30 protein-coding genes are annotated in these 24443 nt (G+C 54.5%); 17 read left to right on the plus strand and 13 right to left on the minus strand.

The annotated features are described in order from the left end of the window. Positions 1-126: 126 nt before the first annotated feature. The 3 genes from WH50_RS09985 to prfH all read left to right on the plus strand — a co-directional run bounded on the left by WH50_RS09985 (position 127) and on the right by prfH (position 3200). Entirely contained in the window at positions 127-1137 is a 1011-nt protein-coding gene (locus WH50_RS09985; protein WP_110187167.1) for a hypothetical protein, read from the plus strand. 300 nt (positions 1138-1437) lie between these two features. Beyond that, complete coding sequence (locus WH50_RS09990; RefSeq protein ID WP_110187168.1) at positions 1438-2589, plus strand: RNA ligase RtcB family protein; 1152 nt, start codon at positions 1438-1440, stop codon at positions 2587-2589. Further along, complete coding sequence (gene prfH, locus WH50_RS09995; RefSeq protein ID WP_110187169.1) at positions 2586-3200, plus strand: peptide chain release factor H; 615 nt, start codon at positions 2586-2588, stop codon at positions 3198-3200. The genes WH50_RS09990 and prfH overlap by 4 nt, the downstream gene beginning before the upstream one ends. Before the next feature lie 273 nt (positions 3201-3473). Here prfH and WH50_RS26585 read toward each other — a convergent pair whose 3' ends face one another. Beyond that, complete coding sequence (locus WH50_RS26585; RefSeq protein WP_207780246.1) at positions 3474-3785, minus strand: aldehyde dehydrogenase family protein; 312 nt, start codon at positions 3783-3785, stop codon at positions 3474-3476. A gap of 79 nt (positions 3786-3864) precedes the next feature. Beyond that, positions 3865-4191 carry an aldehyde dehydrogenase family protein gene (locus WH50_RS26590; protein ID WP_207780247.1) on the minus strand — a complete coding sequence of 109 codons (327 nt, stop codon included), beginning with the start codon at positions 4189-4191 and terminating at the stop codon, positions 3865-3867. Between the two features lie 153 nt (positions 4192-4344). Here WH50_RS26590 and pbpG point away from each other — a divergent pair, with 153 nt between their 5' ends. Further along, complete coding sequence (pbpG, locus tag WH50_RS10005) at positions 4345-5298, plus strand: D-alanyl-D-alanine endopeptidase (RefSeq protein ID WP_243410061.1); 954 nt, start codon at positions 4345-4347, stop codon at positions 5296-5298. A 129-nt stretch (positions 5299-5427) separates the two neighbouring features. Here pbpG and paaX read toward each other — a convergent pair whose 3' ends face one another. Next, positions 5428-6357 (minus strand): phenylacetic acid degradation operon negative regulatory protein PaaX, encoded by a 930-nt coding sequence (gene paaX / locus WH50_RS10010; protein ID WP_104155217.1) that lies wholly within the window; start codon positions 6355-6357, stop codon positions 5428-5430. A 122-nt stretch (positions 6358-6479) separates the two neighbouring features. Further along, positions 6480-7070, minus strand: a complete 591-nt coding sequence (locus tag WH50_RS10015) for a DapH/DapD/GlmU-related protein (RefSeq protein WP_104155216.1) — start codon at positions 7068-7070, stop codon at positions 6480-6482. Positions 7071-7648: 578 nt separating this feature from the next. On the opposite strand from WH50_RS10015, the gene paaF reads away from it, so the two are divergent. From paaF to WH50_RS10050, 7 genes are all read left to right on the plus strand, one after another. Beyond that, a complete protein-coding gene (gene paaF, locus WH50_RS10020; protein WP_207780248.1) occupies positions 7649-8437 on the plus strand; it encodes a 2,3-dehydroadipyl-CoA hydratase PaaF in 789 nt (262 codons plus the stop codon). Between the two features lie 28 nt (positions 8438-8465). After that, complete coding sequence (gene paaG / locus WH50_RS10025) at positions 8466-9257, plus strand: 2-(1,2-epoxy-1,2-dihydrophenyl)acetyl-CoA isomerase PaaG (protein WP_110187170.1); 792 nt, start codon at positions 8466-8468, stop codon at positions 9255-9257. 15 nt (positions 9258-9272) lie between these two features. Then, entirely contained in the window at positions 9273-10823 is a 1551-nt protein-coding gene (paaH, locus tag WH50_RS10030) for a 3-hydroxyacyl-CoA dehydrogenase PaaH (protein ID WP_110187171.1), read from the plus strand. Further along, positions 10807-11262: a hydroxyphenylacetyl-CoA thioesterase PaaI gene (paaI, locus tag WH50_RS10035; RefSeq protein ID WP_110187172.1), complete on the plus strand. Its 456-nt coding sequence runs from the start codon at positions 10807-10809 to the stop codon at positions 11260-11262. Before paaH ends, paaI begins: the two co-directional genes overlap by 17 nt. A 124-nt stretch (positions 11263-11386) precedes the next feature. Further along, a complete protein-coding gene (gene pcaF / locus WH50_RS10040; protein ID WP_110187173.1) occupies positions 11387-12607 on the plus strand; it encodes a 3-oxoadipyl-CoA thiolase in 1221 nt (406 codons plus the stop codon). A 194-nt stretch (positions 12608-12801) separates the two neighbouring features. Continuing rightward, positions 12802-13362 (plus strand): demethoxyubiquinone hydroxylase family protein, encoded by a 561-nt coding sequence (locus tag WH50_RS10045; protein WP_207780249.1) that lies wholly within the window; start codon positions 12802-12804, stop codon positions 13360-13362. Between the two features lie 3 nt (positions 13363-13365). Further along, on the plus strand, positions 13366-13827 hold the full coding sequence (locus WH50_RS10050; protein WP_110187174.1) for an SRPBCC family protein: 462 nt from the start codon (positions 13366-13368) through the stop codon (positions 13825-13827). 85 nt (positions 13828-13912) lie between these two features. On the opposite strand, the gene WH50_RS10055 is transcribed toward WH50_RS10050, so the two are convergent. The 7 genes from WH50_RS10055 to WH50_RS10085 all read right to left on the minus strand — a co-directional run bounded on the left by WH50_RS10055 (position 13913) and on the right by WH50_RS10085 (position 18468). Continuing rightward, entirely contained in the window at positions 13913-14317 is a 405-nt protein-coding gene (locus WH50_RS10055; protein ID WP_133251294.1) for a DUF4279 domain-containing protein, read from the minus strand. A gap of 99 nt (positions 14318-14416) precedes the next feature. Beyond that, positions 14417-14851, minus strand: a complete 435-nt coding sequence (locus WH50_RS10060) for a DUF3806 domain-containing protein (RefSeq protein WP_207780250.1) — start codon at positions 14849-14851, stop codon at positions 14417-14419. A gap of 57 nt (positions 14852-14908) precedes the next feature. After that, a complete protein-coding gene (locus tag WH50_RS10065) occupies positions 14909-15895 on the minus strand; it encodes a hypothetical protein (protein ID WP_133251295.1) in 987 nt (328 codons plus the stop codon). A gap of 89 nt (positions 15896-15984) precedes the next feature. Then, the gene (locus WH50_RS10070) at positions 15985-16986 is read right to left on the minus strand and encodes a DUF4917 family protein (protein ID WP_110187177.1); all 1002 of its coding nucleotides are present in this window, start codon (positions 16984-16986) and stop codon (positions 15985-15987) included. Positions 16987-17088: 102 nt separating this feature from the next. Continuing rightward, a complete protein-coding gene (locus WH50_RS10075; RefSeq protein WP_110187178.1) occupies positions 17089-17331 on the minus strand; it encodes a DUF7660 family protein in 243 nt (80 codons plus the stop codon). Positions 17332-17432: 101 nt separating this feature from the next. After that, entirely contained in the window at positions 17433-17939 is a 507-nt protein-coding gene (locus WH50_RS10080) for a hypothetical protein (RefSeq protein ID WP_110187179.1), read from the minus strand. 100 nt (positions 17940-18039) lie between these two features. Next, entirely contained in the window at positions 18040-18468 is a 429-nt protein-coding gene (locus tag WH50_RS10085; RefSeq protein ID WP_110187180.1) for a hypothetical protein, read from the minus strand. A gap of 240 nt (positions 18469-18708) precedes the next feature. On the opposite strand from WH50_RS10085, the gene WH50_RS27260 reads away from it, so the two are divergent. Beyond that, entirely contained in the window at positions 18709-19044 is a 336-nt protein-coding gene (locus WH50_RS27260) for a phage integrase N-terminal SAM-like domain-containing protein (protein WP_423808464.1), read from the plus strand. Here the strand turns inward: WH50_RS27260 and WH50_RS26325 are convergent. Both WH50_RS26325 and WH50_RS10095 read right to left on the minus strand, forming a co-directional pair. Then, positions 18945-19340: a hypothetical protein gene (locus WH50_RS26325; protein ID WP_165838376.1), complete on the minus strand. Its 396-nt coding sequence runs from the start codon at positions 19338-19340 to the stop codon at positions 18945-18947. The genes WH50_RS27260 and WH50_RS26325 overlap by 100 nt on opposite strands. A gap of 146 nt (positions 19341-19486) precedes the next feature. Continuing rightward, positions 19487-19945: a hypothetical protein gene (locus WH50_RS10095; RefSeq protein ID WP_110187182.1), complete on the minus strand. Its 459-nt coding sequence runs from the start codon at positions 19943-19945 to the stop codon at positions 19487-19489. Positions 19946-20486: 541 nt separating this feature from the next. Between WH50_RS10095 and paaA the strand changes: the two genes are divergently transcribed. The 5 genes from paaA to paaE all read left to right on the plus strand — a co-directional run bounded on the left by paaA (position 20487) and on the right by paaE (position 24384). Further along, positions 20487-21479, plus strand: coding sequence for a 1,2-phenylacetyl-CoA epoxidase subunit PaaA (gene paaA / locus WH50_RS10100; protein ID WP_110187183.1), 993 nt, complete (start codon positions 20487-20489; stop codon positions 21477-21479). A 33-nt stretch (positions 21480-21512) separates the two neighbouring features. Further along, a complete protein-coding gene (gene paaB, locus WH50_RS10105) occupies positions 21513-21794 on the plus strand; it encodes a 1,2-phenylacetyl-CoA epoxidase subunit PaaB (RefSeq protein WP_104155204.1) in 282 nt (93 codons plus the stop codon). Between the two features lie 10 nt (positions 21795-21804). Continuing rightward, positions 21805-22584 carry a 1,2-phenylacetyl-CoA epoxidase subunit PaaC gene (gene paaC / locus WH50_RS10110; protein ID WP_110187184.1) on the plus strand — a complete coding sequence of 260 codons (780 nt, stop codon included), beginning with the start codon at positions 21805-21807 and terminating at the stop codon, positions 22582-22584. A 28-nt stretch (positions 22585-22612) separates the two neighbouring features. Further along, complete coding sequence (paaD, locus tag WH50_RS10115) at positions 22613-23185, plus strand: 1,2-phenylacetyl-CoA epoxidase subunit PaaD (RefSeq protein WP_110187185.1); 573 nt, start codon at positions 22613-22615, stop codon at positions 23183-23185. A gap of 104 nt (positions 23186-23289) precedes the next feature. Continuing rightward, entirely contained in the window at positions 23290-24384 is a 1095-nt protein-coding gene (gene paaE, locus WH50_RS10120) for a 1,2-phenylacetyl-CoA epoxidase subunit PaaE (protein ID WP_110187186.1), read from the plus strand. The last annotated feature ends 59 nt before the right edge of the window (positions 24385-24443 follow it).

A 24443-nucleotide genomic window follows, 5' to 3' on the forward strand; every position in this document is an offset into this window, starting at 1 on the left:
AACCGGCCAGCCCTTCTGGCTCGATGGCGGCGAGAAGGGCGATGCCGAAGCGCAACCGGAGCGCAGCAGCGATAACCTCAGCCTGTTGAGTACCCTTATTCACTCCCTGAAAAACGGCGGCCTGTTATGAGCCATACCCTGACCACCCATTCTCTGCCCCCTCAGGAGCAAAGCGACTACCACTATGCCGATACTGCCTACCGCTTTGACCCGGAGCATACCTACCCCCTGGCCGACGCCCCCTTCGGCGGCTTTGCCCTCGGCGGGCGCGGTGACCCGCGTACTGGCATCCCCAATGAATGGCTGAACGAAGAACTCAATGAATGCGGCTATACCGAACTGAACACGGCGGAGAAACCTGATGCCGATGCCCACTGGCATCTTCGCCAGGACAATATCGACGCCCCGATACGGATGGACCATGAAACCCTCCGGGCCGGGTCATTAGGCAAATACACCGGCGCCTTTACCCATATTTTTGCTCTGGGCTATATGGGGAAACTGTTGTTCTGGTTTTCCACAGTCACTGGGGCAATATTCTGCATGGCAAAAACCGGCCAGTTTAGTACAGATGTTTTGTTAAAGTTTGCTCTTACTTTTGCATCAATAGCAGCAGCAGCAGCAGCAGTATGGAAAGGCTGTGACTTTATTCTGGCCCGCAGTGCCCAAAAAATGGGCTCCGATACCCGGCCAGTATTTGAACTCTGCCGCCGTACCGGCCAGGTTCGGCTATGGCATAAAACCGAACGGTATATAGAGCACGATATTCCTTTCACCGAGATGGCCCCCATTGTGGAAGCCATGTACAGCCCCACCCATAATCAATACCGCTTAAAACTGGTCAAACCCGGTACCGATATTAAAGTGGATCTCTCCCAGATGACCGGCGTCAGCTCCAGCAAAGGCGACATTGAACGCATGTGGGCTTTTATTCAGCAATATATGGATGTCAGCCTGCCGCTGGCCGATGTGCCTGCCTTTGAACCCTTCCGCTCTATTGACCCCACCACCGCCGCCTACGACCGCCATACCCAGCGCAACCCGCGCTATTGGCGCGATATGGATGATCAGCTCTACAAAGACGTTATCCGCCTGCTGCGGCAAGAGCAGTACCAGCTGTTTGATCACAGTGCCTGACCACTATCACGACGGGGCCGGGTGTCAGCACACTCGCCCCCTGTCATATCAGCCATGCTGACTACTTGCACCGGCGTGGTTATGCCCTTACCATGCGCACACTTTTTATCCACCCCGCTGACCAAGGAGGACACACCATGACTTATTCAACACTTTCATCCTTCGCAGGTCGCGGCCGGTAAGCAGCTGATTCTCCAGCCCCTCTTTTCCCGCTTACTGTCACTGGTATAACCAGCCCGCCCGGTCGCTCTGACCTGCCCAAACCTTATTGATTCACTCTCTGCAAAAGGAATGGGTGACATGGGCAATTCAGTCCAACTGTTATCTGATCGTGTTTCGCTGATCGCCTCCAACGACACCTGGATGGAAGGCACAGCTATCCAGCAACTACTCAAAACAGCCGAACTGCCTCACATGTGCAGAGTCGCGGGCATGCCCGACCTTCATCCTGGGCGTGGCTACCCGGTCGGCGCTGCCTTTTTCAGCGTCGGCCACATCTACCCTGCGCTGGTCGGTAATGACATCGGCTGTGGCATGGGCCTGTGGCAAACCGACCTGCCCCTGCACAAGGTCAATATCGACAAGCTCAGCAAGCGACTGGGCAACGTCGAGCAACCGCTGGATGACAGCTGGGGCGATCTGCTTAGGCAACGCAAGCAGGATCAGGCCATCGACTGCGATGGGTTTGATGCCTCCCTTGGCACCATCGGCGGCGGCAATCACTTCGCCGAGTTTCAGGCCGTTGATGACGTCTTCGACAGCACTGCGCTGGAAGCCCTGGGGCTTGAACACAAACGCCTGCTGTTGCTGGTGCACTCCGGCTCCCGTGGCCTCGGCCAGCGCATCCTGACCGAGCATGTCAGCCGCTTTAACCATCAGGGGCTGGCCGCCGGGACCGCCGGGTTTGACGACTACCTGCAACAGCATGATCAGGCGGTACGCTGGGCAGAACTGAATCGGGAAATGATTGCCCGACGCTTTCTGCAGGCCATTCGTGCTGAGGGCGAAGTGCTGTTCGACATCAACCACAATCTGGTCAGCAGCAAAACACTGGACGGCACGGCCGGCTGGTTACACCGTAAAGGCGCGACCCCGGCCGATCAGGGTCTGGTGGTGATTCCCGGTTCTCGGGGCGACCACACCTATCTGGTCAAACCGCTGGAGTCAGCCGCCGGGCTGTATTCTCTGGCCCATGGCGCCGGGCGCAAATGGCAACGGGGTGACTGCAAGGCACGGCTGAGCCACAAGTACAGCCGTGATGAGCTGTACCGTACCGCCTTCGGCAGTCTGGTGATCTGCGGTGACCGCACCCTGCTGTACGACGAGGCACCACAGGCTTACAAGCCCTGCCTGTCGATCATCGAAGCCTTGCAGGATGCCGGGCTGATCGAAGTGGTCGCCCGGCTCAAGCCGGTACTGACATTCAAAACCCACGGGGAGTGCAGCGCATGATGCTGTTGCAACTCTCCGCCGGTCAGGGGCCGGATGAATGCGCCCGTGCCGTTGCGCTGGCTGCCGAAGTGCTGCAAAAGCAGGCTGCCAGACTGGCCATCAGCGTGACCGAGCTGGAACGTGTTGCCGGGCAAAAGCCCGGTTGCCTTAAATCCATCCTGTTTGAAGTATCGGGGCTGGATGCCATGTCGTGGGCGCAGCAATGGAGTGGTGCCATGCAATGGATCTGCGAAAGCCCCTATCGCCCCGGTCACAAGCGCAAGAACTGGTTTTTCAGTGGCCAGCTTTACACGCTGGATGACCAGCACATGGACGAGCAGATCAGCTACAAAGCCTGTCGCGCTTCCGGCCCCGGCGGGCAGCACGTCAACAAAACCGAGTCGGCTATTCAGGCCACTCACGTACAAACCGGCCTGACGGTGCATATCGCCAGCGAACGCAGCCAGCACGCCAACAAGCGACTGGCCCGGGCGCTGCTACTGCACAAACTGGCTGAACGACAAAACGAGCAGCAGGCCCGGCAGGAGCAGCAACGCTGGAGCCAGCATCAGGAAGTGCAGCGCGGCGATGCCGTGCGGGTATTTCGGGGTAGTGGATTCAAGGCGGAGTAAAGATGCAGGAAGAACGTGTTCGCCAGCGGCAGTGATAGCTAACCTCTGAACCACCACTGCGGCACACCGGCCTCCGGGTGTCGCAGTGCAATCAGATCCGCACCGTAGGTCGTTTCAACATTACCACCCTCCAGCAGGCCGTGGGCGACCCTATATAACGCATTCGCCCCTGTTGCAGTAGCAGCAGGCGGTCGCCATACAGGGCAGCAAGATTGACGTCGTGGATTACACAGAGGATGCCGAGCTAGCGTGGTGTGAATCAGCGTATGTAAATCAATGTGCAATGCAGACCGATTTGATCTCGGTATAAGCATCCAGCACGGCACTGCCGAACTCGCGCCCAATACCGGACTGCTTCATGCCACCAAAAGGCATACTGGGATCAAGCAACACATGGGCATTGACCCATACCGTACCCGCTTCTATCCGCGGCACCAGATTCATGGCCTTGTTCAGATTGTTGGTCCACAGGCTGGCTGCCAGACCATAAGGGCTGTCGTTGGCCATACGAATAGCTTCTTCTTCATCACTGAAGGAAATAACCGACAGCACCGGGCCGAATACCTCTTCGCGGGCAATGGTCATGGAGTGTTCATACCGCCTGCTCGATATAGGCATCCTCCAGCAGGATCATCGGGTTTTTCCTTCCCAATTCCAGCGCTACTCAGGTCAGGTTCTGCGTAGCAGTGATGACCACCGTCTTGCTCACGGCAGTGGAGCCGGTAAAGGACACCTTGCGCACAGCAGGTGAGCCACCAGATGCGCTCCCTGCAGTGTGGCCCTGCACTGTAACCGCATTGCATACGCCGGATGGAGTCCCTTCTTCTGTGGCCAACTCGGCCAGACGCAGTGCTGTCAATGGGGTTTCAGAGGCAGGCTTGATCACAGCAGATTCGCCATAGGTTGCGCACGGCAGGGTCTGCCTGATACCAAAAAAATGCAGCTGTGCAGGCTTTACAGAGCACCACAGGGTGAGCTCAAGATCACCCAAGCACTTGATGCTTCTGAAGAAATTTCTCAAAAAATGCGGATTTACTGACAAAATTTACCGACACAACAGTTGGCTATATTGTTTTTGCCTTCCTAATGCACGCATAATCCGCTTCATCTGTCTTCATCCTCTTTACAGAACGAAATACTTGCCATGATGCGTGTAACCAGTCGTCTCGCACTCTTCTCTATGTTTCTGGCACTAGCCACTCCGGTGGTTGCCAGCGCGGCAACGGATGCCAGCGCAAAAGCCAGTGCCAAGGCGGCGGTTAAACATCAGGAACTGGCTTCCAGCAGTGCCATGGTTTTCGATATGAAAGCCACCAAAATCATCTATTCCAGCAACCCTGATCAGGTCGTTCCCATTGCTTCCATCAGCAAACTGATGACAGCCATGGTGATTCTGGATGCCAAACAGCCGATGGACGAAGTCATCGATGTGGACATCTCCAGCAACCCCCATATGAAGGGCGTGTTCTCACGAGTCCGTCTGCACAGCCAGGTGACCCGCCGCCAGATGCTGCTGATGGCCCTGATGTCTTCTGAAAACCGTGCGGCCAACAGTCTGGCAGAACACTATCCCGGCGGTTATGACGCCTTTATCAAGGCGATGAATGCCAAGGCCAAATACATCGGCATGACCCGCACCCACTTCGTTGAACCGACCGGTCTGTCCTACGACAACGTGTCCACCGCCCGTGACCTGACCCGTATGCTGCTGGTCACGCGCAAGTACCCGATGCTGAGTGAGCTGAGCACCACCAAGGAAAAATCAATTACCTTTACCAACCCCAGCTACACCCTGCCCTTCCGCAATACCAATCATCTGCTGTACGGCAAGAAAGACTGGAGTATCCAGCTGACCAAGACCGGCTTCAACGACGAAGCAGGCCACTGTCTGGCCATGCGCACCACGATCAACGGCCACCCGATGACACTGGTGGTATTGGACGCCTACGGTAAACAGACTCACTTTGCCGACGCGACCCGCCTGCGCAACTGGCTGGAAACCGGCAAGGTCAGCCCACTGCCCGCGTCTGCCCGCGACTACCGCAAACAGCGTGACCAGGAGCGTGCCTCACTGGCCAAGGCAGACGAGGAAGGCTGAGCCAGCCGACCTCTCGACGTAATAGCGGACCCGACGCAGCCACTGCCTCGGGTCTTTTCTTTTTCTGCATTCAAAGAACCTGACCAGCCAACGTATTACACGCTGGCAATCCCGCTCGCAGACGGGTTATCAGGCCTTCACGCCACCAAAACGCTTGTAAAACGTCGGCGCAGGTTCGGGTAACGGGCCATCGGCGGTTTCCATCATTTCACTGATATATGCCTCTGACCCTGCACAGACCAGACTGTAGATGTTGCGGCACAGCTGCCGTGCCGACACACCGCTCCAGTCAGGTGGCAACAGCTCTGCCGGGAGCTGCGGATCACGCAGCATGACCTTGCGGTATTCATGAATCAGCAAGGTACGGGCAATAAAGCAGTCCTGCGGACCGGGCACGCCCTTGCTGCTGAACTCCTGCCAGATCGGGCGGAAGCGTTCGAGAAACGACTTATAACTCTCGGAGATCTGATCCAGATTCCAGCATTCCCGCGACTGTTCCCGTAATGCACGTGAGGAGTACGGCTCACCTTCTCTGGTCTCGAACAGAATCGTGTCATCCAGTGCGCCCAGCTCGGTCAGGGTGTTGTTGACCTCCAGCATGTCGGCGTGTGGCGAGGCCATCAGAATGGGCGAGAACGAGCCAAAACCCATCCACTGCAATTCGTCACGTACTTGCTGACGCTTCTCAGCAGGCAGCTGCGACAACACCGCCAGACACCAGGAGCCGTCCCACTCCGGCAGCACCGGCAGATAGATACGCTTGAACGCCTTGTCGAACCGCCGACGCCCCTGCGAAGTCAGGCTGTAATAGGCCCGGCGGCCTACCTGATCGGCTGACAGCCACTCATCTTCCTTGCTCAGACGGAAAATCGAGGTCCGCACCAGACGCTGATTGAGGCCGAACGGCTCCAGCACATTGATCAGACTGCCCAGCCACACGGTGCCGCCGCGGGGCACGATGGCATCACCAAACACGGAAATGATCAGCGAACCGGCTCGGATCGGCCGCTGGGCACAGAACTGCTGTATCAGTTCATTGAGATAAGGAGAACTGCTCATCAGAGAGGGTTTCGCTGTCAGGATAGGTGCCCGGTATTCTACGAACCGTGTGCCAGTGGTGCAAAGAATGGATGCCTCTTTGCGCGATTACCTGCAAAAGCGGTGTCACTTGCGCAGTGGGCTTACATCCCCTTCGGCTTGATATCGCCCGTTTTCAGACGTGGGCGATCTGCCTCCACCGCCGTCAGCGCTTCACATTCCTCCAGCGTGGCCAGACAGCGGCGGGTCAGCTGCTGATACTGTGCAGTGGTGCTGCTTTTCCACTTCACCTCGTCGTCACCGATGGTGCGCTTGACTACGGCAGGTGTGCCCATGACCAGTGAACGCGGCTCACAACTGAAGCCTGCTTTGACAAAAGAGCCTGCCGCCACGATGGACTCAGCACCGATATGTGCCGCATCCATCACCACCGCATTCATCCCCACCAGAGCATTGCGTCCAATTCGGCAGCCATGCAGCACCGCACCGTGGCCGATGTGGCCGTCTTCCTCCACCACGGTGTCGCTGTCCGGAAAGCCATGCATGACGCAGTTGTCCTGCAGATTAGAGCCTTTTTCCAGAATCAGTCGGCCAAAGTCGCCACGCAGGCTGGCATTGGGCCCCACATAGCAGCCCGGCCCGATAATGACATCGCCGATCAGCACTGCCGTAGGGTGAACAAAGGCCGTGGGATCAATAACTGGGGTAATGCCATCAAGGCGATAGACAGGCATGGGTGACTCCTCGTTGCTCTTCTTGCTTTTGTTGTTATTCGTTCTGGTCAGGGTGCGGTATCGCAGCCGACGATAGCCCGATCCTAATTACACCGTTTTTTAAAGTCAAAAACTGATTCTTGTAACACATAAAACCAAAGTCGATAGACAGACACTCACAGCTCGGTCTCTCTGCGCGAGAAGTGCTGTAAGCGTGAAAATATCAGCCCATAAATGCTGAAAAATCAGCGTAATAACGAGTATCAGCTGCACCGTAACACATCACCCTAGCCGCCAAAAATCCTCAAAAAATACATTTAACGATACGTAATATTTATTTTTAACTATTTATTAGTATCACTTTTGGCGTTACTCTGCCCTGCATCACAACTTATAACGACAGGCCGTTGACTCAAACGGCATGCGCGATCTGGCAAGCCAGCACCCAACGAGGCAAGAAGCGCTGAGGAAGCGTCGTAAGGCCGGGGCACTGCCGATCGCGAACAGGTTCTGACACAGAGATAAACCCGCTGACTGCGCCTTCGTTGCATACAGGGCGTGACCGGCGACTGCGAATCCAAGAACAAGAGAGCGACAACGTGAATCATTCCACCTCACCCGGGTTACTTCTGATCGAAGCCCCTGCCGAGGGTGTGGCCGTTATCCGGCTCAATCGCCCCGAAGTCCTGAATGCCCTGAACACCGCCCTGCTGGCCGAGCTGGCCGACGTGCTGGAGACCTTCAGCCATAGCGAAGACGTGCGCGCCGTCGTGATTACCGGCAACGAGCGCGCCTTTGCGGCGGGTGCTGACGTCCGGGAAATGGCTCATCTGGATGCCGTCGGCGTCCATCAGGACCCACGCCCTCAGCACTGGGCCCGTATCGCCGCCTTTAACAAACCTCTGATTGCCGCCGTGAATGGCTTTGCCCTCGGTGGCGGCTGTGAGCTGGCCATGCATGCCGACATCATCATCGCTGCCCGCAGTGCTTCTTTCGGCCAGCCGGAAATCAATCTCGGCATCATCCCCGGAGCGGGCGGCACCCAGCGCCTTATCCGCGCCGTAGGCAAAGCCGCCGCAGCCATGATGGTGCTGACTGGTGAAGCCATCAGTGCCGACCGGGCATTGCAGCTGGGTCTGATCGCCGAAATCACCGAGCCGGAACTGACCCTGGAACGCGCCATTGCCGTGGCCCGCAAGATCGCTGGCCATGCGCCGCTGGCGGTGCAGCAGGCCAAAGATGTGCTGAACAAAGCCTGGGAGATGACTCTCTCCAGTGGTCTGCAGTATGAGCGACGGGCTTTTACCTTCCTCGCTGCTACCGCCGACCGCAACGAGGGCATCAGTGCCTTTCTGGAAAAACGTCGCCCGGTTTATCGCGGTCGCTAATTGCTGAGATTCCTGCAGGAGAGTTGTTATGTCCTTTCAACATATCGAGTACAGCGTCGAGCAAGGCGTCGCCATTCTGACCCTGAACCGCCCCGCCGCCCTGAACAGCTTCAATGCCGACATGCATCTGGAAGTGAAGGACGCGCTGAAACAGGCCCGCGCCAATGAACAGGTTCGCTGCCTGCTGATCACCGGCAATGGCCGTGGTTTCTGCGCCGGACAGGATCTGTCTGATCGCAATGTGGCCGCAGACGCCGACATGCCGGATCTCGGCGCTTCCATCGAGAAAAACTACAACCCGCTGATCCGCACCCTGCGCAGTCTGCCTTTCCCGGTGATCTGTGCGGTCAACGGCGTCGCTGCCGGTGCCGGTGCCAATATCGCCTTCGCCTGCGACATCGTTTTCGCCGCCCGCAGCGCCAGCTTTATTCAGGCCTTCTGCAAGATCGGGCTGGTGCCGGACTCAGGCGGCACCTGGACACTACCCCGTCTGGTCGGCCCTGCACGCGCCACGGCACTGGCCATGCTGGGTGACAAGATCAGCGCCGAACAGGCTGAACAATGGGGCATGATCTGGCGCTGCGTGGAGGATGCCGAGCTGCTCGATACCGCTTTACAGTCCGCCCGTCATCTGGCCACTCAGCCCACCACCGGACTGGCACTGATCAAGCGTGCCCTGCAGGCCAGCAGCACCAACACGCTGGACCAGCAGCTCGATCTTGAGCGTGACCTGCAACGTCTGGCGGGCCGCACGGAGGATTACCGTGAAGGTGTGGCGGCCTTTATGCAGAAGCGCAAACCCGAATTCCGTGGCCACTGACAGAGGAGATCAACCATGCCACCTCTGAGCAAAGACACCATCGTCGCCGTTATTGGCGCAGGCGCCATGGGCGCAGGTATTGCCCAGGTCGCCGCCAGTTACGGCCATCAGGTCAAGCTGTTTGATAAAGCTGAAGGCGCGGCGTCTCGTGCCATCGACAGTATCGGTGCCGGGCTTGGCAAGCTAGTCAGCCGCGGCAAGCTGGATCACAGCGAAGCCGAAGCCATCCTCAGCCGCCTGCAGCCCATTGAGGAGTTGAGCCAGCTGGCCGACGCCGGGCTGGTAGTGGAAGCCATCATCGAGAATCTGGACATCAAGCGCAGCCTGTTCGCCGAGCTGGAGCAGCTGTGTGCGGCCGATACCCTGCTGACCAGCAACACCTCCTCGCTGTCCATCACCTCCATCGCGGCGGGGATGCAGCACCCTGAACGTTTTGCCGGTCTGCACTTCTTTAACCCAGCGCCGATCATGAAGCTGGTGGAAGTGATCTCCGGTCTGGATACCGACCGCCATGTCGCCGAAACCCTCTACGCCAGCGCCAGCGCCTGGGGTAAAAAGCCGGTGCATGCCCGCTCCACCCCCGGTTTCATCGTTAACCGGCTGGCCCGCCCCTTCTATGCCGAAGGCTTGCGCCTGCTGGAAGAAGGCGCCGCCGACACCGCCACTATTGATGCCCTGCTGCGCGACGCTGGTGGCTTCCGCATGGGGCCATTCGAGCTGATGGATCTGATCGGCCACGACGTGAATTATGCCGTGACCTGCTCGGTATTCGACGCCTACTACGGCGATCAGCGCTTTCTGCCATCGCTGACACAAAAGGCGCTGGTGGACGGAGGCCGACTGGGGCGCAAGAGTGGCCGCGGTTTCTATGACTATCGTACTGACGCCGTACAACCTCAGCCGCAGTCGCTCAGCAGTGCAGGCAGCACCCTTGTCGAGCTGCCCACCTTGATTGTGGAAGGTGATCTGGGGGTCGCCGAACCCCTGCTGACCCGCCTGCAGCAAACCGGCATCCATGTCGTTCGCCGTCAGGGTCTGGCCAATCAGCAGGGGCGCCTGTTGCTGGGTGATGCGGTACTGGCACTGACCGATGGTCGTATGGCCAGCGAGCGCGCCGTGGCCGAGGCGACGGCCAATCTGGTGCTGTTTGATCTGGCACTGGATTACCAGCAGGCCAGTCGTCTGGCCGTGGCCATCGCCGATCAGGCCGACAGGCGCGTGCTGCAGCCGGTGACCGAGCTGTTCGCTCTTGCGGGCATCCAGCTGTCCTTGCTGGATGATGCACCGGGGCTGGCGGTGATGCGCACCGTCGCCATGCTGGCCAACGAAGCGGCCGATGCCGTCATGCAGCAGGTATGCAGTGCAGCCGATGCGGATATCGCCATGCAGTTTGGCGTCAACTATCCCCGTGGCCCGCTGGCCTGGGCCGAAGCCGTCGGTACTCAGCGCATTCATCAGGTGCTCACCCATATGCAGCAAGCCTATGGTGAAGATCGCTACCGCCCATCACGCCAGCTCAAACGCATGGCCGTCACCGGAGGTCACTTCCATGTCAACGCAGCCTGAAAAGACCACCACGCTGGCCCCGCAGCAGCTGGCAGAAGCCTGTGCTGATGCGCTGTATCAGCGTGATCTGGCAACCCGTCATCTGGGCATCGAGATCAACTCTGTTGCGCCGGGTCAGGCTGTCGTCAGCATGACCGTTAAAGACTTCATGATTCAGGGCCATCAGACCTGCCATGGCGGCTATCTGTTCACCCTCGCCGACTCGGCGTTTGCCTTTGCCTGCAACAGCTACAACGCCCCGACGGTCGCCGCAGGATGCAGCATTGAGTACCTGTCGCCCGCCCGTGAAGGCGATGTGCTGACCGCGACGGCGATGGAGCAGTCGCGCGGCAGCAAGCTGGGTGTCTATGACATCACCATCCGCAATCAGCACGGTCAGGACGTCGCGCTGTTTCGCGGCAAGTCGTACCAGCTGCGCGGCGAAATACTGTCGGCCTGACCCCTTACCTTAGCAGGCCACTGCGTTACGCCAGACAAGTCGCTGGCGTTATCCAGACAGCCCAGCCCGGCCTGCTGACTACCGAATGACCGGAGCCAACAGCGCTCCCGCGGAGTAAATAACCATGAGCACCCAGCTTACTGAAGCCCTGATCATCGATGCCATTCGTACCCCAATCGGCCGTTATGCCGGTACGCTGGCAAGCGTGCGTGCCGACGATCTCGGCGCCGTTCCCATCAGGGCACTGATGGAGCGTAACCCCGGCGTCGACTGGTCACAGGTGGATGACGTCATCTACGGCTGCGCCAATCAGGCCGGTGAAGACAACCGCAACGTCGCCCATATGTCATCGCTGCTCGCGGGCCTGCCCGTGACGGTTCCCGGCACCACCGTCAACCGCCTGTGCGGGTCAGGCATGGATGCCGTCGGTCTGGCCGCACGTACCATCAAGGCAGGCGAAGCCGGGCTGATGATTGCAGGCGGTGTCGAGTCCATGTCACGTGCACCTTTCGTGATGGGCAAGGCAGACAGCGCCTTCAGCCGCAGTGCCGAAATCTTCGATACCACCATCGGCTGGCGCTTTATCAACACACTGATGAAGGAACAATTCGGCGTCGACTCCATGCCGGAAACGGCCGAGAACGTAGCCGAGCAGTTCGGTATTTCCCGTCAGGATCAGGATGCGTTCGCCCTGCTGAGCCAGCAGCGTACCGCCCGGGCACAGGCCGCAGGCCGTTTCACCCGCGAGATCGTGCCCGTCAGTATTCCCCGTCGTAAAGCCGAACCTCTGCTGTTTGACACCGACGAACACCCTCGCGCAGACACCACGCTGGCAACCCTGAACAAACTCCCCACTCCCTTCCGGGCCGGTGGCAGCGTCACCGCAGGCAACGCCTCGGGCGTAAACGATGGCGCCTGTGCGCTGCTGCTGGCCAGCCCTGCCGCCGCTGACCGCTTCCAGCTTAAAGCCCGCGGCCGTGTGCTGGGCATGGCCACGGCAGGTATTGAGCCTCGTATCATGGGCTTTGGCCCTGCCCCGGCGACCCGCAAAGTGCTGCAACAGGTCGGCCTGACACTGGCGGATATGGATGTGATTGAGCTGAACGAAGCCTTTGCCTCACAGGGGCTGGCGGTACTGCGTGATCTGGGCCTGCCGGATGATGCGGAGCACGTTAACCCCAACGGCGGCGCTATCGCCCTTGGCCACCCGTTGGGCATGAGCGGTGCACGCCTGATCACCACCGCCCTGAATGAACTGGAGATTCGCAATGGTCGCTATGCGCTGTGCACCATGTGTATTGGTGTCGGTCAGGGTATCGCCATGGTGATCGAACGGCTGGCATAACGCTCCTCTGCACAGCTATTCCCGGTTCTGAAGAAAGCCCCTTGCGGGCTTTCTTTGCTTCTCCGGCTAACGCGACTTCAGCGCAAACTGACGACACTCCCCGCCCACCTTCAGTGGCTGCCCCTTGAATTACTGTGCCGACTGGCGCTACAACAGAGCCCATCTTTACATTCACATAGCCAGCAGGCGGGAAAATGAATCAGGGACTGAATGAAAAACTCATGCCCGATACGCTTGAGCCGGTTCGTATCGCCAGCAAAATCATGAAGATCAACCATGCCGGAGAGTTTGGCGCCATCAATATCTATCGGGCGCAGATCATGGTCGCCAGACTGTTCTCCCCCCAGCTGGTGGCGACACTGGAAGACTTTCTCAGCCATGAACAAAAGCATCTGGAGATTTTCGGCCGCATTCTGCAGTCCAGAGGTATCGCTCGCTGTAAGAGTTTCTGGCTTTGCGGCATCGGTGGGTTTTGTCTGGGGCTGATCACCGCGCTGATGGGACGGGCGGGAATCATGACCTGTACGGCAGCGGTGGAAACGGTCGTCACTCACCATCTTCTTGCACAGCTGGCCAGCCTCGAAGCAGAGAACGATAGCGAGGCGTATCAGGCGGTGCAGTCGATCCTCAGTGAAGTACTGGAGCATCAGCAACACGGTATTGAGCAGAGCAAAGACAGCCTGTTGTTCAAACCGGTCAGTGCTGTGGTTTCCTGTGCAACGTCTGCCGTTATCTGGCTTGGCTTCCAGCTCTGACCGATGCAATACAGTGCCTGCTTCAGCAGCCATCTTCAGGCATCACCCGCCGAGCTATGGCAATGGATGACGTCCCTTTCCGGCATCACCAGTGAGCTTGCCCCCTGGCTGTCGATGTCCGCACCCGCAGGCATCACGAGTCTTGAATCGCTGAAAGTTGAGCCGGGCACACGTCTTTTTCGCAGCACCCTCACACTGTTCGGGCTTATCCCCATTGATTACCTGGATCTGACGCTGCTGGAGATTCACCCGCACACCGGCTTTGTCGAGCAGTCACCGATGGGGTCCATGAGGTTCTGGCGCCATGAGCGGACGCTCGAACCCACGGCACAGGGCTGCATCCTCACTGACAGGCTGGTGTTTGAGCCCCGATTTGCCGGGGCGATTGTCAGCCAGCTGGTGCGCTGGCTGTTCAGGCATAGGCACCGGCAACTGCGCAGACGGTTTGCTGTGGTTGCCGGGTAAATCGGCGAGTATGTCGAGATGTGAATATTGGCTGATTCAGAACTGTGAACAGCCTCACGCAGTGAAGGTCGGTTTGAGCTGTTTGTTATGTGGTGATGATGGACAGGCTGAAATCAATTTCTAGCTCCTTAAATAATTCAAGGGCACGATATGAAACATCGACACCTGCGATATGGCTACTTGACCTGTATCCACAAAATACATCCACTTCCACTGTTTCTTTTAGACTCAGTAAGTATTCCTTGTGAGGCTTAAGAATTTCCCACAAGGCGAACAAATGCTCTTCAAGTTTTTCTTCTTCATGGAGCCCTGAGTCCAGGCTCCACATATCATGCTTATAAGGTGGGCTTTTAGGTCCCCTACGATCACCTTTTCGATGTTTCCGTGTTGGCTGAATTCCTAACTTATTTTCAATTTCTTCAAAATCCACGCCAGATTCCGAGAATATTCTTAGTGTTGCGGAATAATAGAAATAAAGCTCTTCTTCCATTAGTTGAAACCCGGTATTGAGGAAACATGACACCGCTAACACTGGCCGTCGAGTGTAGCGAGGTCCAGCTCACGCAGTGCGCGATCGCGCTTGGCATTGTTATGCATTCGCGTAGTTCTCGTTTTTGACACGCTCAAGATCTTGTTTCAAAACCTGAAAGAAGTCTGGAACATCTACGTGCTCTCCTTCCTCTATGCGCTTGGAAAGCATGGTCTGCGGAAATATGAGCAAGGTTGTCTCTTTGTAGCGCACGCAAGCATCTTTACCATATTCGTCTTCGATTACCCACCAGTCATAGTCTGGTGTTTCGTTTACAAAAACCTTTCCAAATACGATGCCAAGAGATTGAAGCTCCTGTGTGCTTGTTACAGGTATCTGAGCAGAATCAATTATGGTCTGTAAGCGCTCAAGATCCTGTATTGAGCCATCCATTTTTTGGCCCGTAATATCTTCCGACATTTGGCTTCCCAGCAACCACATTTTAGCTATGTAAGTAAGCCATTCTTTGTCAGGTGCTAAAATCGTTTGTTCCATGCAGAATTCTCCATTGAGGGTCTGTCAAACGAACTTGAACTTTTGGTTAGGCTTCTTTTATTCCCATGTGGCTGATTTTAAAGATTCCGCAACCTCATCAACATTGTCAATTTTATCAATGTAATTATCTAGATTAAGAATTCTAGCACCCATAATTCCGAAACTAGATGTTTTTTTGAACGATGTCTGTTTTGGTGTACCACAGAAAAACCTATGGCCAGTTCGCACATCATACCCACATTCAGTTTTGGCTGCGTTTATAACAGATCTGATTTTCCCGTCATAATCATTCGTATCCCGGCCACTCACCAGCTTTTTCTCAAATCTTCCATCTATAAAAATAACATCGAAGACAGAATCCAGCTCCCAGATTGCCTGTACTTTTTTATGTTTGTAAATACCAACAAATCTATGATTTGAGTAACCACGATCTGAAGGTTGAAAGTAAATACCATATTCCTTATTAATATTTATACTTTCACCACAAGGAACTATTCGCAGCATTTTTCTAGTTTGATCAAACAATCCAACATCATTACAATATTCTTTGTAATCAGACACCAACTCATTCATCTGATATTCGTATTCTTGGAATAGCCCATCGCATGCACTACATACCTCTTCATACGTAATGTTTTTAAACTTAACGGATGGGTGTTCATTTTTAATCATTAACCTCAATGCTTCATCTTCACTTTCTGAAATTCTACTCTTAGTAAGTAACAGCAAGACTTGCATATCTTCTTGCCTGAAACCTGACGCATGCTTTATTAGCTGACATTTATTAACTCCAGAATCCACTTTTGATTCTATCAAAACCTTAAAACTACGCTGGATTATTGAGGCATCAGGTACTGAATCACCATCTCGAACTTGTTGAGTAATTTCAACTCCGATTTCTACTACATCATCAATCAAGTTACTCAAAAATATTGAAGCCTTGCCTGTTGAATATTGATAAATTCTTGAAAATAACTGCAATGTATTATTAGTTACTGTATTCTCTACAGAAGAATATCTCTGGAAATAATGAATTTTAGACATACTTTACTCGAAGTTGAATTTAAGCCTAACGCCTTGCTCACCGGAAAATTAGGAGCGCAGCGAGTAATTTTTCCGAGTGCGGCAACTTGTTAAGCGGCATTGTTCCACGCGCCAGGACTGTTGCTTCGGAAAAAGTGTACATGAACACTAGCGCCAAGAGTGCTCTGAATCGCATGACTGACTCTATTACAGTAGACTTGATCATTTCCATACACTGACACAGCAACTTGGCGAATTTGAGATGAAGAAATTCGCTGGAGAATATAAAGGTCTTGCTCCCAGAAACCCCATCCATATATAACCAGCGAGGGCTCCAAAGAAGTGAGAACTTCTCTATATACGGTATTTAGATAGCTACTACTATGTATTGAATTGATTTTTTGCTGAGATGTCCCTTCACTAACAAATAGAGGTACTACTGATTCGGATTGCCAAGCTTGAAGTATTGCTTCGAGCAGGCTATTCCCATTGCCTGTGACTTTGAACTCTGACTCAATATTGTTACGCGATAGAACTAAGCTACCATGGGGATAAAACGCAAGAGTTGTCGATGTATCCCCGTATATTGGATCGCGCAAACGGCGCCAATCCTCGTAAAATTGTCCATTAACAAAGCAGTCTTTTAATGAATGACGATCAGGTACGCCTATGCCATACATAATGGTCCAGTAAAGTATCAGGTCATAATTTAGAGAAGCCACTGTACGAAAGCGTTTTAAAAAAGCATAAATAGCAGGTATATGCTCTGAAATTTCCTGGTGCTCAGGATGAACATCTCTAACTGAATGGATAAGACACTCACGCACCCTTACATAAGCTGCATGTGTTCTTGCGTCGGGAATAGCAAGAGAGCGATTAACATTAGAAGCTTGCCACACTAGGCGTAATACAAGTTCGAAGTCCGAGGTACGAAAAAACTCAAATAGTTGATGAATGTCGTCAATGAGAAGACCATGCTCACGCGCATGGTCGATAAGAGACGTATACCCAAAGCGTCCATCAACAGCGATACTGGCGCCATTGCCTAGCAGCAATGATCCATTGTAATAATGCTGGGCAATTTCTTCCCATTCAAAAATTCTATGTGGCACTTTTTATTACCCCTTACCGCCTAACGCCCAAAGCAGCGGCCGAGCGTAGAGAGGTCCAGCCCCGCAGGGGCGATGCTGCCTTTTCTTGTTATGTGTTGTTGATTATTCATAGATAGTTGCAGCCTGAATTGCATCAGCAAATATTTGCCAACTAGCAACCTCTGAATCTGTGTCTATTTTTAGGTTTTTGTAGAGATTACCTGAGCTTTCCAACCAAGCAGCCATAGCTTCAAGGAACGATACTGTAGATACATTTTCCCAATTGGAAGTATCCTCAGTACAAAGTCTACCTATAAGGGAAATCAGCTCTTCTTTATTGCCAATTTTCTCGTAGTCTATTTCCATGCACTTATCCTGATTGACACATAACGCCTACAGCAGGCGACCGTTTGGAATAGAGCGAAGCGCAATGTAAAACGGGTCGCTCTGCCTGTGATTGTTATGCATTATAGAAGCCCTATAAGGCCCGAAATTCCGGCACCAATGACGCTTGCAACAGTGCTATTACTGAGAAACTCCTTAAGCTTTGATTTTGCTTCTTCATCACCACTCTTTGCTACTTGCTCCACTAATTCTTGGATGGTGATGTTGACGCTCAAGGAGTTACCGTTACCAACCTGAACATTGCTACCAGATACTGAACCAATATTGAAGGTGGACGAGGTTGCTTGCGGTAGGTGGGGTTGGGCTGTCGTATTTTGTACTTTTAGAGTTAGCATATGCGGGTGTGTTGTACCCACATTAAGGGAGCCGTCCTCTAAAAAAGAAAGGTCTATGACCTTAAGGTATATTTCTCGCTTTCCAGACTTTTGAGTTATAACATCTCCGATCCCAACATCAGGCTCTTCAGTGTAAGGAACGAGAACTTGCCCTTTTGACATATCTCTCTGTCCCTTATATTCAACGCCGGCAATAGTGATAGTTTCTGGATAAGCTAATTTATCGAAGTCCATTTTCCATCCTCACGTATTTTGCATAACGCCCGCATTTGTGGCTGGTTTGGAGCGCAGCGGAAAACCAGTCCGACAACATGCGCTTGTTAGTTTTCATTTGCTACTGCCTACTTTTCCAGTTTTCATCGACTTTTAGCCAAAATGCAGGTGTCAGCGATTTCGTTTCTTTAAAACTGACTTGTTCCCCGCCAAACTCACCAAGAACTTTGCCCTCGACTATTTCGACGACCGCGGCCAAAGCGTTGTTTGAATGCGGCACGTCATCTACATCAGTACAAGTTTCAGCAAACCAGCCTGGATAAAACCTGCTGCGAGGCCCACCCATACCATAAGTGCTCGGGGCATCAATGCTTTCAAGATACTCCCACCAACTAATGGCTTCGATGAGAAATCCACTTTCAATAATTGCTTTCGCGAAAGAGCGATAGTTTTCTCTCGACACAATTATGTCGATGTAACCGTCTCCGACAGGCTGCGCCTTATATTCTTCTAGCAGCCCATCGAGCCTTTCTTTATTAGATATAGTCACGGGCTTATCCTGAAAACTAACAGTATGTTAATAAGGTCTTCGACCTCATAACAATTATTAAAAGGTATACCTTTTAATAAACCTTATCCTAAAAAAACAGCCACGTAAGTTTCTGATCTTAAAAGAAAAAACAAATTAGCCAACACTAACACAAGTCACTAAAAGGTAGTTTTATCGTCAACAGACCATCAAAAAGGTATACCTTCTTCCAGATTTTTCAAGGATGAAATGCTCAACATGATGAAGCCTCCTTTTCTCACATCCGCCCAAAACTGCCTGATAGTACACCGATACAGTAAGCGGACCATTGACGCCTATCTGTATTGGATAAGACTTTTCGCCCTATTCTCTAGTAAGCAACGTCCAGCCTATCTTGGTGGGAGTGACATTAAACGCTTTTATATCTTGGAGTTAGATGCTTGCGTGGTAACTTTTCAACTTGGGTGGATTGGGGTTATCCACCCATCAACTGCTGGTTACTTAAGTGAACAGGGTAGTTTGCAGAACTGCTTGGACAAAATTTCACCCTTCTCATTAATCTTCACGAGAAGGCGGAACGGAACGCCACTTTCATAGGGGTTCTCGATCACCCAGCCTCCAGCATTTTCCGGCTGTAGCTTACCGCTGAAGCCAATACCTATTTCATGGCCACCCTTAAGCGGATACACCTTGGTTTCGGCAATTTCACCTGGCTGAAGGTCAGACAGATGCCGTCTGTCTGGCCCGGCAGTCACTTCTATATCTTGCAACTGAGACGCACCAGACGGTGCTTCATATTCGACAGCAATATAACTGGCTGGCTCTGTAGGGTGCCCGAAATACCAGACAGCCGCCAAGCCAAAAACCAGCCCCATCAGAGCATAACGCCACATAATACTTCTCACTTTAGGGACTGACTTTTCTATAGGAAATCGAACTTTTCAGGACACTATCAGGGAGATTGATAGCTCAAATATCATATGGGTACTTGTTAAATCGCAAAGTAAAAGGGGTGACCCCCTTTTACCTTAGCTACATTTTACATCACTTCTTGCGGGCACTGAGCATGGTCTGTAAACGCATCACCCTCATTTAAAAACTCGACATGAACCTGACTTACAAGCCAATGTGATTCGCTATTTTTATACAGAATAAATATCGATAGAGGCTCATCAGTACTGTTATAGCCATTAATTGTGAGGCATCCCAGAGCACTCCCTTTCTCTTGCATTTCAAAAGAATTTTCCCGCTTTTTCACCATCTCATGCATGGTATATGCACGAAGCAGAGACTTTTCATTTACATCAGGATCTTTAGAGAACTGAGCCTCTTTTATAAATTCCTTTGTAAAAAATGAGGGGCCTTTTTCAAATGCATTGCTTTCGTTTACTTCGAGCGAAAATTTATTAAAAGCGTCAAGCAATGGAGAGGGCTGGTCAGCGTATGAATTCGTAGCTACAAACAGAGAAAAAAGGAAGGACAATAATATATGCATCATTAATTCCCCAACATCTGCTGCAATTCACGATCATAGGATTTGAAGGGGGACTTCAGCGCTTTGGCGGCCTGACAGAGCAGACCCGCGGAGCAGAAAATAAACCAGCCCTTCCCTGTTGCGGTGCCTGCACATCGAGCGGCACTTCTTGCAATCCTGCACGCCATTCAAGCAGCTAAAAGGGTATGAGCATCGCCTTCGCAGAGCAACCCGCATGTGGGCATCTGAATGCACTCCTCACAACACCGCAGCAACTTCTCTGTACCTCACTGCCTCTGCTCTCCCCGCTTACACTGCCTTGCTGGCAGTCATCTTAAAAATGACACGCATAATTACCACAGAACGTCTTTTACAAATCACAAAAGACGATGATCAGCACAGAGAACCAACGTCACGCCCTATAAGATCATGAAAAATTCAGCACTCAACTCTTATCTTAATTGTGATACACACAAAAACTGTAGACATCATTTTTATGTATCATATAATCGCTTCCATACAGCACATTTTGTGCTCAACAGACAAGAACAAGAGGAGCCACAGCATGTATGCTCAACTCGTAGAGACCGGGGTGAAGCGGGTTCGCAATCTGGATGAGATGTCGCCCGAGGAGCGGCACTTTCAGGAGAAGATTGATGCCGAGATCAAGATCGAAGCGAAGAACTGGATGCCCGAAGCCTATCGCCGCACCCTGATTCGCCAGATCTCGCAGCATGCGCATTCCGAGATCGTCGGCATGCTGCCGGAGAAGAACTGGCTGACCCGCGCCCCCAGCTTCAAACGTAAGCTGCAGCTGCTGGCCAAGATTCAGGACGAAGCCGGACACGGCCTGTACCTGTACAGCGCCATGGAAACCCTGGGCGCTGACCGTGACGAAGAGGTCGCCAAACTCCATCGTGGCGAAGTGAAATACTCCTCTATCTTCAATTACCCCACCCGCAGCTGGGCCGACATGGGCACCATCGGCTGGCTGGTGGACGGCGCCGCCATCGTCAATCAGGTGGTGCTGCAACGCACCTCCTACGGCCCCTACTCCCGCGCCATGATTCGTATCTGCAAGGAAGAAAGCTTCCACCAGCGCCAGGGCTACGAAATCCTGCTGACCATGATGCGCGAAGGCAACGACGAGCAAAAAGCCATGGTGCAGGACTCCATCAACCGCTTCTGGTGGCCTGCGCTGATGATGTTCGGCCCGACCGATACCGACTCCCCCAACTCTGCCCAGTCCATGGCGTGGAAGATCAAACGCATGTCCAACGATGACCTGCGCCAGCGCTTTATCGATCAGACCATTCCGCAGCTGGAGCTGCTCGGCTGCACCGCACCGGACCCCGACCTGAAGTGGAACGAAGAACGCGGCCACTATGACTTCGGCGAGATCGACTGGAGCGAGTTCTACGACGTGCTGAAAGGCAATGGCCCCTGCAACCGCGAGCGTCTGCGCACCCGTCGCGAAGCCATCGATAACGGCGACTGGGTACGTGAAGCCGCCACGGCCTACGCCAGCAAACAGCAACAAAAACAACACGCCGCCTGATCGGCCGTTTGATGAGATTCTGAGGTAAGCACGATGTCTGACTGGACCCTTTTTGAAGTCTTCGTACGCAGTAAGCACGGCCTGAACCACAAGCATGTGGGCAGCGTCCACGCCGCCGACGCCGCCATGGCGCTGGAAAACGCCCGTGATCTGTACACCCGCCGCAGCGAAGGCGTCAGCCTCTGGGTGGTGCCTTCTGCGCAGATCACCGCCTCCTCACCGGACGACAAAGACCCGCTGTTTGATCCGTCGGATGACAAGGTCTATCGCCACGCCACCTTCTATGTGTTGCCCAAAGAACTGGACCATATGTGAGGAAGCAGGCATGACTGCACAACTGAATAGCGCCTGCCGTCAGGCACTGGTGGACTACCTGCTGCACCTGGGCGACAGCGATACCGTGATGTCTCAGCGTCTGTGTGAATGGGTAGGCCATGCTCCCGCACTGGAAGAAGAAGTGGCGATGGCCAACGTCGGCCTCGACCTGCTGGGTCAGGCACGCAGCTGGCTGAGCTATGCCGCCGAGCTGGAAGATCAGGGCCGCGACGCCGACCAGCTGGCGTTTCTGCGTGATGAACGCGAATACCGCAATCTGCTGATTACCGAGCAGGCCAACGGCAACTTTGCCGACACCATGGCCCGCCAGTTTTTCTTCGATGCCTGGCATTTCCATCTGCTGACCGCCCTGTGTCAATCGACGGATGCACAGGTGCAGGCCATCGCCCGCAAAGGGCTGAAGGAAGTGACCTATCACCTGCGTCGTTCTACCGCCTGGATCAAACGTCTGGGCGACGGCACCGCCGTCAGCCATCAGAAAATGCAGGACGCCATCGACGATATCTGGACCTACACCGGCGAAATGTTTACCGCCACCAGTACCGACCCGCTGCTGGTGGAAGCAGGCATCGTGCCTGCCAGCGCACCGCTGCAGCAACAGTGGCTGGGCTATGTGCAGGCCACGCTGCAGGAGGCGACCCTCACCTGCCCGGATGAGAACGCCTATATGCAGATCGGCGGGCGCCAGGGTCTGCACACCGAGCAGCTGGGTTACCTGCTGGCCGAAATGCAGTTTCTGCCGCGCGCCTACCCCGGTGCGACCTGGTAAGAGCAACACCGTTCGAGGAGAGCTGACCATGCAGCACACCACCGCCGCGGTTGCCGCCAGTGCCTTTGGCCTGATCAGCAGCGACCGGCCACGCACTCTGTTGCGTGAAGACGGACAGCGCCCCGCGCTGGATGCCATCTGGCAACTGCTGGATACCGTGCCAGACCCGGAAGTGCCGGTGATCAGCGTGGTGGAGCTGGGTATCGTGCGTCAGCTCAACTGGCAGCAGGACCGGCTGGTGGTCACCCTGACCCCGACCTATTCCGGTTGCCCCGCGACGCAGGCCATCGCCGACGCCATTCATATGGCGTTATGGCAGGCAGGGCTTGAACAGATTGAGCTGCAGGAGCAGTTGTCACCGCCCTGGACGACCGACTGGATCAGCCCGGCGGGTCGCGACAAGCTGCGCGCTTACGGCATTGCGCCCCCGGCAGGCAGCGCCAGCAAGCGCACTCTGCTGGGTGAGGAGCCGGAAGTGCACTGCCCTCATTGCGGCTCGGTGCATACCAGCGTGATCAGCGAATTTGGCTCCACCGCCTGCAAGGCACTGTACCGCTGCGACGACTGCCGCGAGCCATTCGACTATTTCAAATGCATCTGATTCACGTGCATCTGAGCTGAAACGCCTGACGCAGCCGCCACGCCGTCTGGCACGGCCTGCTGGCCCATGAAGTTGGCATAACAACAAAATTGATCGAGGTAACCATGAGCCGTTTCTATTCCCTTGATGTGGCCGATGTGCGCCAGGAAACCCGTGATGCAGTGTCTGTCGCCTTCGCCATTCCGGCTGAGCTGCAGGACACCTTCCGTTTCAGTCAGGGCCAGCATTTGGTGCTGCGTACCCGCATCAACGATGAGGAAGTACGCCGCTCCTACTCCATCTGCTCCGGTGTGCATGACGGCGAATTGCGTATTGCCGTCAAACGCGTGGCCGGTGGTCTGTTTTCCAACTGGCTGAACGATCAGGCGCAGGCCCTGTTGCACAGCGCCCAGCCGCTGCAACTGGAAGCCATGCCACCGGCCGGACATTTCAGCACCGAGCTGGATGCAGAGCGGGTCGGTCACTATCTTGGCGTTGCCGCAGGCAGTGGTATCACCCCTATTCTCAGCATTATCAAAACCACGCTGGATACCGAGCCGCAGAGCACCTTTACCCTGTTCTATGCCAACCGCTCGACCTCCAGCACTATTTTCCGCGAGCAGCTGGCCGACCTGAAAAACCGCTACATGGGCCGCCTCAATCTGGTGTTCCTGATGACCCGCGAACAGCAGGACATCGACCTCTACAACGGCCGTCTTGATCATGACAAATGCAAGGCGCTGTTCGACCGCTGGCTGGACGTTCCGCATCTGACCGCAGCCTTCCTCTGTGGCCCGCAACAGATGATCGAACTGGTCAGTGAAGCACTGCAGCAACACGATCTGGACAAGGCCCGCATCCACTACGAACTGTTCGGCACCGGTCTGCCTGCCACCACCCGCCGCCAGCGCGACAGCGGCGAAGCCATTGCCGCCGAGCTGTGCGATGTCACCGTTATCGCAGATGGCCGACAGATCAACTTCGGTCTGGCCCGTGATACCCGCAGCATTCTCGATGCCGGTAACGAACACGGCGCCGACCTGCCTTACTCCTGCAAGGCAGGCGTGTGCTCGACCTGCCGCGCCAAAGTGGTGGAAGGCGAGGTGGAAATGGACGTCAACTTCGCGCTGGAAGACTACGAAGTCAAAGCAGGCTACGTGCTGTCGTGCCAGTGTTTCCCGGTCAGCAAGAAGGTCGTCCTCGACTTCGACACCCTGTAATCGCGGCGTACTCAGGCACCACCTGATGACGGTGCCAACCGCCCGACCATTACCCATCA

The organism is Pokkaliibacter plantistimulans (genome assembly GCF_003194385.1).
Taxonomy (GTDB): domain Bacteria; phylum Pseudomonadota; class Gammaproteobacteria; order Pseudomonadales; family Balneatricaceae; genus Pokkaliibacter; species Pokkaliibacter plantistimulans.

What these genes read in the sequence shown, in the direction of transcription:
- pbpG (WP_243410061.1), top strand. Translation starts at nt 4,345, where the DNA reads ATGATGCGTGTAACCAGTCGTCTCGCACTCTTCTCTATGTTTCTGGCA.
- WH50_RS10065 (WP_133251295.1), bottom strand. Translation starts at nt 15,895, where the DNA reads ATGTCTAAAATTCATTATTTCCAGAGATATTCTTCTGTAGAGAATACA.
- WH50_RS10055 (WP_133251294.1), bottom strand. Translation starts at nt 14,317, where the DNA reads ATGGAAGAAGAGCTTTATTTCTATTATTCCGCAACACTAAGAATATTC.
- WH50_RS10045 (WP_207780249.1), top strand. Translation starts at nt 12,802, where the DNA reads ATGAATCAGGGACTGAATGAAAAACTCATGCCCGATACGCTTGAGCCG.
- WH50_RS10095 (WP_110187182.1), bottom strand. Translation starts at nt 19,945, where the DNA reads ATGATGCATATATTATTGTCCTTCCTTTTTTCTCTGTTTGTAGCTACG.
- paaE (WP_110187186.1), top strand. Translation starts at nt 23,290, where the DNA reads ATGAGCCGTTTCTATTCCCTTGATGTGGCCGATGTGCGCCAGGAAACC.
- WH50_RS09990 (WP_110187168.1), top strand. Translation starts at nt 1,438, where the DNA reads ATGGGCAATTCAGTCCAACTGTTATCTGATCGTGTTTCGCTGATCGCC.
- paaA (WP_110187183.1), top strand. Translation starts at nt 20,487, where the DNA reads ATGTATGCTCAACTCGTAGAGACCGGGGTGAAGCGGGTTCGCAATCTG.
- WH50_RS10015 (WP_104155216.1), bottom strand. Translation starts at nt 7,070, where the DNA reads ATGCCTGTCTATCGCCTTGATGGCATTACCCCAGTTATTGATCCCACG.
- paaI (WP_110187172.1), top strand. Translation starts at nt 10,807, where the DNA reads ATGTCAACGCAGCCTGAAAAGACCACCACGCTGGCCCCGCAGCAGCTG.
- WH50_RS10050 (WP_110187174.1), top strand. Translation starts at nt 13,366, where the DNA reads ATGCAATACAGTGCCTGCTTCAGCAGCCATCTTCAGGCATCACCCGCC.
- WH50_RS26325 (WP_165838376.1), bottom strand. Translation starts at nt 19,340, where the DNA reads ATGTGGCGTTATGCTCTGATGGGGCTGGTTTTTGGCTTGGCGGCTGTC.
- WH50_RS10060 (WP_207780250.1), bottom strand. Translation starts at nt 14,851, where the DNA reads ATGGAACAAACGATTTTAGCACCTGACAAAGAATGGCTTACTTACATA.
- paaB (WP_104155204.1), top strand. Translation starts at nt 21,513, where the DNA reads ATGTCTGACTGGACCCTTTTTGAAGTCTTCGTACGCAGTAAGCACGGC.
- WH50_RS10080 (WP_110187179.1), bottom strand. Translation starts at nt 17,939, where the DNA reads ATGGACTTCGATAAATTAGCTTATCCAGAAACTATCACTATTGCCGGC.
- WH50_RS26585 (WP_207780246.1), bottom strand. Translation starts at nt 3,785, where the DNA reads ATGACCATTGCCCGCGAAGAGGTATTCGGCCCGGTGCTGTCGGTTATT.
- paaH (WP_110187171.1), top strand. Translation starts at nt 9,273, where the DNA reads ATGCCACCTCTGAGCAAAGACACCATCGTCGCCGTTATTGGCGCAGGC.
- paaX (WP_104155217.1), bottom strand. Translation starts at nt 6,357, where the DNA reads ATGAGCAGTTCTCCTTATCTCAATGAACTGATACAGCAGTTCTGTGCC.
- WH50_RS10075 (WP_110187178.1), bottom strand. Translation starts at nt 17,331, where the DNA reads ATGGAAATAGACTACGAGAAAATTGGCAATAAAGAAGAGCTGATTTCC.
- WH50_RS09985 (WP_110187167.1), top strand. Translation starts at nt 127, where the DNA reads ATGAGCCATACCCTGACCACCCATTCTCTGCCCCCTCAGGAGCAAAGC.
- paaC (WP_110187184.1), top strand. Translation starts at nt 21,805, where the DNA reads ATGACTGCACAACTGAATAGCGCCTGCCGTCAGGCACTGGTGGACTAC.
- paaG (WP_110187170.1), top strand. Translation starts at nt 8,466, where the DNA reads ATGTCCTTTCAACATATCGAGTACAGCGTCGAGCAAGGCGTCGCCATT.
- WH50_RS27260 (WP_423808464.1), top strand. Translation starts at nt 18,709, where the DNA reads ATGAAGCCTCCTTTTCTCACATCCGCCCAAAACTGCCTGATAGTACAC.
- pcaF (WP_110187173.1), top strand. Translation starts at nt 11,387, where the DNA reads ATGAGCACCCAGCTTACTGAAGCCCTGATCATCGATGCCATTCGTACC.
- paaD (WP_110187185.1), top strand. Translation starts at nt 22,613, where the DNA reads ATGCAGCACACCACCGCCGCGGTTGCCGCCAGTGCCTTTGGCCTGATC.
- prfH (WP_110187169.1), top strand. Translation starts at nt 2,586, where the DNA reads ATGATGCTGTTGCAACTCTCCGCCGGTCAGGGGCCGGATGAATGCGCC.